The sequence below is a fragment of the Thioclava sp. UBA3469 genome, assembly GCF_002378135.1.
Taxonomy (GTDB): domain Bacteria; phylum Pseudomonadota; class Alphaproteobacteria; order Rhodobacterales; family Rhodobacteraceae; genus Thioclava; species Thioclava sediminum.
On sequence record NZ_DFRG01000226.1, the window covers coordinates 956 to 7,898 of the forward strand.

The 6,943-nt window shown below is 66.7% G+C and carries 6 protein-coding genes and 1 pseudogene; 4 read left to right on the plus strand and 3 right to left on the minus strand.

From position 1 onward, the window contains the following. Positions 1-356: 356 nt before the first annotated feature. Complete coding sequence (locus B3D39_RS16440) at positions 357-1,583, minus strand: sigma-54-dependent transcriptional regulator (RefSeq protein ID WP_274963800.1); 1,227 nt, start codon at positions 1,581-1,583, stop codon at positions 357-359. Continuing rightward, complete coding sequence (locus B3D39_RS16445) at positions 1,580-3,328, minus strand: ATP-binding protein (protein ID WP_274963801.1); 1,749 nt, start codon at positions 3,326-3,328, stop codon at positions 1,580-1,582. Before B3D39_RS16445 ends, B3D39_RS16440 begins: the two co-directional genes overlap by 4 nt. 121 nt (positions 3,329-3,449) lie before the next feature. On the opposite strand from B3D39_RS16445, the gene B3D39_RS16450 reads away from it, so the two are divergent. Beyond that, positions 3,450-4,640: a cytochrome P450 gene (locus B3D39_RS16450; protein WP_286789894.1), complete on the plus strand. Its 1,191-nt coding sequence runs from the start codon at positions 3,450-3,452 to the stop codon at positions 4,638-4,640. A 4-nt stretch (positions 4,641-4,644) separates the two neighbouring features. Here B3D39_RS16450 and B3D39_RS16455 read toward each other — a convergent pair whose 3' ends face one another. Further along, the gene (locus B3D39_RS16455; RefSeq protein ID WP_078519325.1) at positions 4,645-5,106 is read right to left on the minus strand and encodes an Lrp/AsnC family transcriptional regulator; all 462 of its coding nucleotides are present in this window, start codon (positions 5,104-5,106) and stop codon (positions 4,645-4,647) included. A 141-nt stretch (positions 5,107-5,247) separates the two neighbouring features. On the opposite strand from B3D39_RS16455, the gene cobA reads away from it, so the two are divergent. The 3 genes and pseudogenes from cobA to B3D39_RS16470 form a co-directional block, all read left to right on the plus strand. Then, positions 5,248-6,000, plus strand: coding sequence for a uroporphyrinogen-III C-methyltransferase (cobA, locus tag B3D39_RS16460; RefSeq protein ID WP_274963803.1), 753 nt, complete (start codon positions 5,248-5,250; stop codon positions 5,998-6,000). Continuing rightward, entirely contained in the window at positions 5,997-6,284 is a 288-nt protein-coding gene (locus B3D39_RS16465; RefSeq protein ID WP_078519327.1) for a DUF2849 domain-containing protein, read from the plus strand. The genes cobA and B3D39_RS16465 overlap by 4 nt, the downstream gene beginning before the upstream one ends. A 3-nt stretch (positions 6,285-6,287) precedes the next feature. Continuing rightward, a pseudogene (locus B3D39_RS16470) lies at positions 6,288-6,943 on the plus strand (nitrite/sulfite reductase); the annotation flags it as partial.

Genomic DNA, 6,943 nt, shown 5'->3' on the forward strand with positions numbered 1-6,943 from the left:
GGGTGCTTGTCGGTATTGGTGACGTGGCTGAACTTGATGACCATTTCGCCTTCGTCGCAGCCCGTCGGATCGGCCATTGCGACCGAGGCCGAAGCCATGAGAGCGAGCGCCGAAACGGCGGCGGTAAATTTCTTCATAATGTCCTCCCGGAATTCATGTCACGCCGGTCCTCCCCGGCATTGGGGTCAGCAAAAAGCCGCCGAGAGATCCGATCAACTGTTTCGTGAAACTCTTGTGAAAAATGGATTATATGCGCAGAATCAAAAACTTACGAGGAAACCCTCATTAGAGCGCGCGGAGGCATGTGCGAAATCCCGCACAGATCGAACCGGCTTCGTGCGAATCCTCGCCCGCCGCTAGTCCCGATACTCCTCGGGCCGGAGCCCGTGGCGCGCGAGCTTGTCGTAGAAGGTTTTGCGCGGCAGTTTCAGCGCGGATGCCGCTTCGGTCGCATTGCCGCCCGCGCGGGTCAGCGCCTCGGCCAGCAGCGACTTCTCCACCGCCGCCATGCGCTCGGACAGACCAAGCTCCTCGGGCGGCTCGCCCGCCTCCAGCCCCATCGCGAAGCGCATCGCCTCGGACATTAGCGCGCGGGCGTTGCCGGGCCAGTCACGCGCCATCAGCTGCGCGGTCATCTCGGGCGGGATTTCGGGGGCGCGCAGATTGGCCTGTTCGCAGGCGGTGGCGACGTAATGGCGAAACAGCGCGGGAATATCCTCGGGGCGCTCGGACAGCGAGGGGATGCGCACCTTCAGTGCTTCCAGCCGCCAGTAGAGATCGGGGTGGAAGCGCCCGGCCCGCGCCTCGCCCGGCAGATCGCGATAGGTGCCCGCGATCAGGCGCGTGGCAGGTCGCGTCTCCAGCAGTTCGATCAGCGCGAACTGTGCGGGGCGCGGCAGGTCGGCCACCTCATCAAGATAAAGCGTCCCGCCCTCGGCCTGTGCGAAGCCCGCCTCCAGCGCTTCCACATCGAGGCCCGCCGCGGCGAGCTTCACGAAGGGCCGCCGCGCATTGGTGGACAGCAGGTGGATCACCTCGGCCAGCTTGGAATTGCCCGCCCCCGGCGCGCCGGTGATCAACACCTCGGCGCCCGAGCGCGCGGCGCGTCGGGCGGCTTCGCGCAAACCCTCCGCCACCGGAGAGCTACCCACCAAAATCCGCGCCGCCGCGTCGCCGCGCTTGCCCGCAGCCCGCGAGAAGCGCGCCTCCATCACCCGCGCGCGGGTTTCCAGCGCCTTCTCGACAACGGCCAGCAAGTCTTTCCCCGTGCAGGGCTTTTCCAGAAAATCGAACGCACCCGACGCCATCGCACGCACCGCCATCGGCACATCGGCCTCGCCGGTCAGCAGAACTACGGGCAACTCGGCGTCGGCCTTCTGCACGAGGTCCAGCAGCGCGAACCCGTCCTTGCCCGGCATCCGGATATCTGTGACCACGACCCCCTCGAACTCGGTCGAGATATGGTCCTTCGCCTCGATATAGCTGCCCGCGAGCGTCGGCTTCAGCCCCGCCAGTTCCAGCGTCTGGCCCAGCGCCTCGCGCACCGCGCGGTCGTCATCGACAAAGAGAACCCGGCGCATCATGTCTCCACCTCGATCGGTTTGGGTTGGGCTGTGGCTTCGCGCAACTCGATGGTGAAACGCGCGCCGCCGCCGGGCGCGTTCTCGCCCCGCAGGCTGCCGCCGAACCCTTGCACCAGCCCGTAAGAGATCGAGAGGCCGAGGCCAAGCCCCTCCGCCGATCCCGCCTCCTTGGTCGAGTAGAACGGATCGAAAATGCGGTCCGGATCGGCAATGCCCGGCCCGGTATCGCGCAGGCTGAGGCGGATCATGCCATCCGCGCGCGCCATGCGGATCGTCAGGCGGCGCTCGGGCTGCCCCTCCATCGCCTCGATCGCATTCGAGATCAGGTTGATGACGACCTGGCTCAGCCGCACCTCACCACCCATCACGATGGCGGGGAAGTCGGGGCGCTGCCAGTCCACGGTGACGCCAGCGCGCCGCAGTCGCTCGTCGAGCATCTCCAGCGCGCTCTCCACCACTGCCGCGAGCCCCACGCGGGTCGCGGGTTCGCTTTCCTGCCGCGCGAATGCTCGGAGGTTGCGGATGATGCGCGCCATACGATGCGCCATCGCGCCGATCTTGCCGAGCGTCTCGCCCGCTTCCTCGGTCCGACCGCGATCGAGCAGCAGTTCGGCATTCTCGGCATAAGACGAGATCGCCATCAGCGGCTGGTTCAATTCATGGCTGATCCCCGCCGACATCTGCCCCAGCGCCGAGAGCTTGCCCGCCTGCACGAGTTCCGCCTGCGTGCGGCGCAGCTCCTCGTTCGCGGTGGACAGCTCCGCCGTGCGCTCCGCCACGCGGGCCTCGAGCGCGGCATTGGCCTCGGAGAGCGCCTGCCTGCGCTCCCACAGGGCGAACATCACCGCCCCTACGGCGAGGAACCCGGCCGCGGTCGAAAGCGCCGCAAGCCGTGCCGCGCGCAACACCGGGTCGGCGGCAGCGAGCGCATGGCCCTCCATCTCGATCACCGGCAGGGCGCGCGAGACGTCCAGTGCGGGACCGGAAAGCGAGCCATCTCCCGACACCAGGCGATGCCCCGCAAGGTTGCGTTCGCGCAGGTGCAGCACCCCGGCGAGCGACCCCGCCGGATAGGTCGCGGGATCGGGCTTTGCCCCGGGCTCGGACAGCAGCACCAGATCGGTGCGGTTGGTCAGGAAACTCACGCCGCTATCATCGGTGAACCAGACGGCCACCGGGTTGCCGCGCCCCTCGGCCTCGACATCCTCGGCATTCAGCCGCAGCAGAACGATCCCCGCGACACTTCCGCCTGAGGCAAAGACCGGGGCTGCGAAGACGAACAGCCGATCGCCGGTATCGGGATCCACGAAATGCTCCGACCCGGTCGCACCCTGCGCCGCCCGCGCCAGCGCCCGGTTCATCGTGACCCGGTCGGGGCTATCCGCTGGACCCGCCAGCACCGTGCCTCCGGGCGCGATCAGCCAGATGTCGCGCGCGCCCGCATGATCGGCGAGGCGTTGCAGCGTCAGGCTCACCGCCGCATCGCGCCATGTGCCGACCGCCTTGCCCCCTTCGGCGAACCGCGCCGCCAGCGCGACCACGTCGGGATGATCGGCGGCCAGCACCGCCACCTCGCGAAACTGCAACAGCGCGGCCACCAGACGATCCGAGGCCAGCCGCAGGTCGGACTGCCCCTGCGCTTCGATCCGCGCCAGCCCCTCGCGCGCCGAGACCCGCCACACCCCGATAGAGGCGGCGAGCGTCAGCGCGATCCAGATCAGCAATATGGCGACACGGCCCAGCATCAGCACTCTCCCGCCCCTTTCCTTGCGGCCTACCGCGCGGCAATGCAAGGCGGAGCGTTCGCTTGGTCTTGCATCCCCGGGCGCGTTGCGGCCAATCTGGTCCCGAGTAACCGGAGCGCCGATGCAGACCCTTTCCCAATCCCCGCTCGATCCAGAATTCGTCCAGAACCCCTACCCGTTCTATGATCGGGTGCGGCAGGGCGGCCCCTTCGTGCAATGGCCCGAATACGGGTTTCGCGTCACCGCGCGCGCTGCAATCGTCGGCATGGCGCTACGCGACCGGCGGCTGGGGCGCGAGGCCCCGCCCGAGCAGGCGGTGGACATCCCCAAGCATCTCGAACCCTTCTACGCCATCGAGCGCCATTCGATGTTGGAACTGGAGGCGCCGACCCACACCCGGCTGCGCAAGCTAGTGACGAAGGCCTTCACCCCGCGCCGGATCGCAGGGATGCAAGACGAGATCGCCGCGCTCTGCCACCGGCTCATCGACGATCTGCCCGAGGACGGCTGCGACCTGTTAGAGCATTTCGCCAAACCCCTGCCGGTGATCGTGATCGCGCGGCTTCTGGGCGTACCCGAAAGCGATGCGGACAAGCTCTTGGCGTGGTCGAACGCGATGGTGCAGATGTATCAGGCGCGCCGCGATATCAGCCTCGAGGAAGACGCCGCGCGCGCTTCGGCGGAAGAGGCCGCCTATCTGGGCGATCTGATCGAGACCCGCCGCAAAGCGCCCGGGGAAGATCTGATCTCGGAGCTGATCGCGGTCGAGGAAGAAGGCACCCATCTGACCCGCGATGAGCTGATCTCCACCGTGATCCTGCTGTTGAACGCGGGCCATGAGGCGACCGTCCACCAGATCGGCAACAGCGTGAAAACCCTGATCGAGCAGACCGTCGCACCGCATTGGCTGGAGCCCGCGCGGATCGACGGCACCATCGAGGAGCTACTGCGCTTCGATCCTCCGCTGCATCTGTTCACGCGCTGGCTCTATGAGGACATGGAGTTTCAGGGACAGGTGCTGCGCAAGGGCGAGCGGATCGGGCTGTTGCTCGCCGGTGCGAACCGCGATCCGTCGGCCTGGGACGATGCGAGCGTCTTCGACCCGTCGCGCCCCGTGCGTACCAATTTCAGCTTCGGCGCAGGGGCGCATTTCTGCATCGGCGCACCGCTGGCGCGTCTGGAGCTGAAGCTTGCCCTGCCGATGCTGATGGAGCGGCTACAGGGGCTCGATCTGCCGCGCCGCCCCTATTACGCCGATCTCTATCATTTCCACGGGCTGGAGAAGCTGCAGGTCACCTACACCAAGCGCTAAAGGCTTACAGCGGCAGCGCGGTGGTGGATTTCAGCTCCTCCATCGACAGAAGCGCGGTCACGTTGTGGATTTTCACTTCCGAGATCAGCGCCTGATAGAAGCGGTCATAGGCGCGGGCATTCTCGACCCGCACCTTCAGAATGTAGTCGATATCGCCTGCCAGACGGTGCGCCTCCATCACTTCGGGGCGCGCGCGCAGGGTGGCGAGAAACTTGTCCTGCCACTCGGCCTCATGCTCCGACGTGCGGATCAGCACGAAGAAGCACGCATCGAAGCCAAGCGCCTCGGGATCGAGGATCGCGGTCTGCTTTCCGATCACCCCCGCCGCGCGCAATTTGCGAATCCGGTTCCAGACCGGGGTCTTGGAAGACCCTGTTTTCCGCGCGATTTCGTCGAGCGACTGGCTCGCATCGTCCTGAAGCTCCGCAAGGATTTTCCGATCCAGCTCGTCGATCTGCACCGCCATTCCGATTTCCCTCCGCTTGTTAGGAGATTGTCACTCCTCCCAAATCCATAAGGAACGAACGTCCTTATTGGCAAGGGTATATGGTCAAAAACCGGAATAATTTCCTATATTCACGCTCAAGACGCAGACGAGGAGCGTGACATGGAAACTCTCGAAACTCAGACCCGGGTGACCCTTGCCGGGGCCGGTCCGGGCGACCCGGACCTGCTGACCGTGGCGGTGCTGCGCGAGATGATGTGCGCCGACGTCATCCTGCACGACACGCTGGTGAGCGCCGAGGTGCTCGCGCTCGCGGGTCCGCAGGCGCAGCTGATCGAGACCGGCAAGACCGGCTTCGGCCCCTCGATGAAGCAAGGCGACATCTCGTCCCTGATCGTCCGCCTCGCGCAGGAAGGCCAGCGCGTGCTGCGCCTGAAATCGGGCGATCCGGGCGTGTTCGGGCGGCTGGGCGAGGAACTGGACGCGCTCGACGCGGCCGGGATCGCCTATCGCGTACTGCCGGGCATCACCGCAGCTTCCGCTGCCGCTGCCTCGCTCGGCCAGAGCCTAACCGAACGTGGCCGCAATCGCGAGCTGCGCCTGCTCACCGGTCATGACGCCGACGGGCTGGCCGAACAGGATTGGGCGGCGCTGGCCCGTCCCGGCGCGGTCGCCGCGATCTACATGGGCAAGCGTGCTGCGCGCTACGTGCAAGGACGCCTGATGATGCACGGCGCCTCGCCCGCGACCCCCGCCTGTGTGGTCGAGAACGCCTCGCGCGCCGATCAGGTAATCCGCCCCGCGACGCTTGCCACCCTGCCCACCGTGACCGCCGAGGCCAAAGGCCCCGCCGTGATCCTTCTCGGGCTCGCCCCGCGCGACGCCCGCACCGCCCTCAAGGAGGCCGTGCTATGAGCAAGAAATTCATCCCCGGCGTGATCAGCGCCAATGACCTGCGCGAAGGCCATGTCGTTTACATGAACGACGCGGGCCAATGGGTGCTGCGCCTCAAGGATGCAGCCTTCCTCGACGATCCGGTGATCGCGGACATGTGGCTCGATCTGGCCAATGCCCAGCCCGAGAAAGTCGTCGGCGCCTATCTCGCGCCTGCCACGCTCGGTCCGAACGGTCCCGAGCCCGCGCATTTCCGTGAGGCCTTCCGCGCCTCCGGCCCCTCCATCGAGCTACCCGGGAGCTGATCCATGTTCCAACCCAGCGATTTCGACCGCGCCGCCGTCCGCGCGCGCGCCGAGCAGTTTCGCCATCAGGTCGCGCGCCGCCTCGACGGCAGCCTGACCGAGGACGAGTTCAAGCCGCTGCGCCTGATGAACGGGCTCTACCTGCAACTGCACGCCTACATGCTGCGCGTGGCGATTCCCTACGGCTCGCTCGACCCCGCCAAGATGCGGCAGCTGGCCTATCTGGCCGAGCGGTGGGACAAGGGCTATGGCCATTTCACCACCCGAACCAATATCCAGTATAACTGGCCGAAACTGAGCGATGTGCCCGACATGCTGGACGCGCTCGCGCAGGTGGGGATGCACGCCATCCAGACCTCCGGCAACACCATCCGCAACGTGACCTCCGACCACTTCGCCGGGGCTGCGGCGGACGAGGTGGCCGACCCGCGCCCCTATGCCGAGCTGCTGCGCCAGTGGTCCAGCTTCCACCCCGAATTCGCTGCCCTGCCGCGCAAGTTCAAGATCGCCGTGATCGCTTCGGAAAAGGATCGCGCGGCCATGCGCCTGCACGATATCGGCATCCAGATCGTCAAGAACGATGCCGGCACACTGGGCGCGGCCTTCTATGTCGGTGGCGGCATGGGCCGCACGCCGATGATCGCGCCGCTGATCCGCGA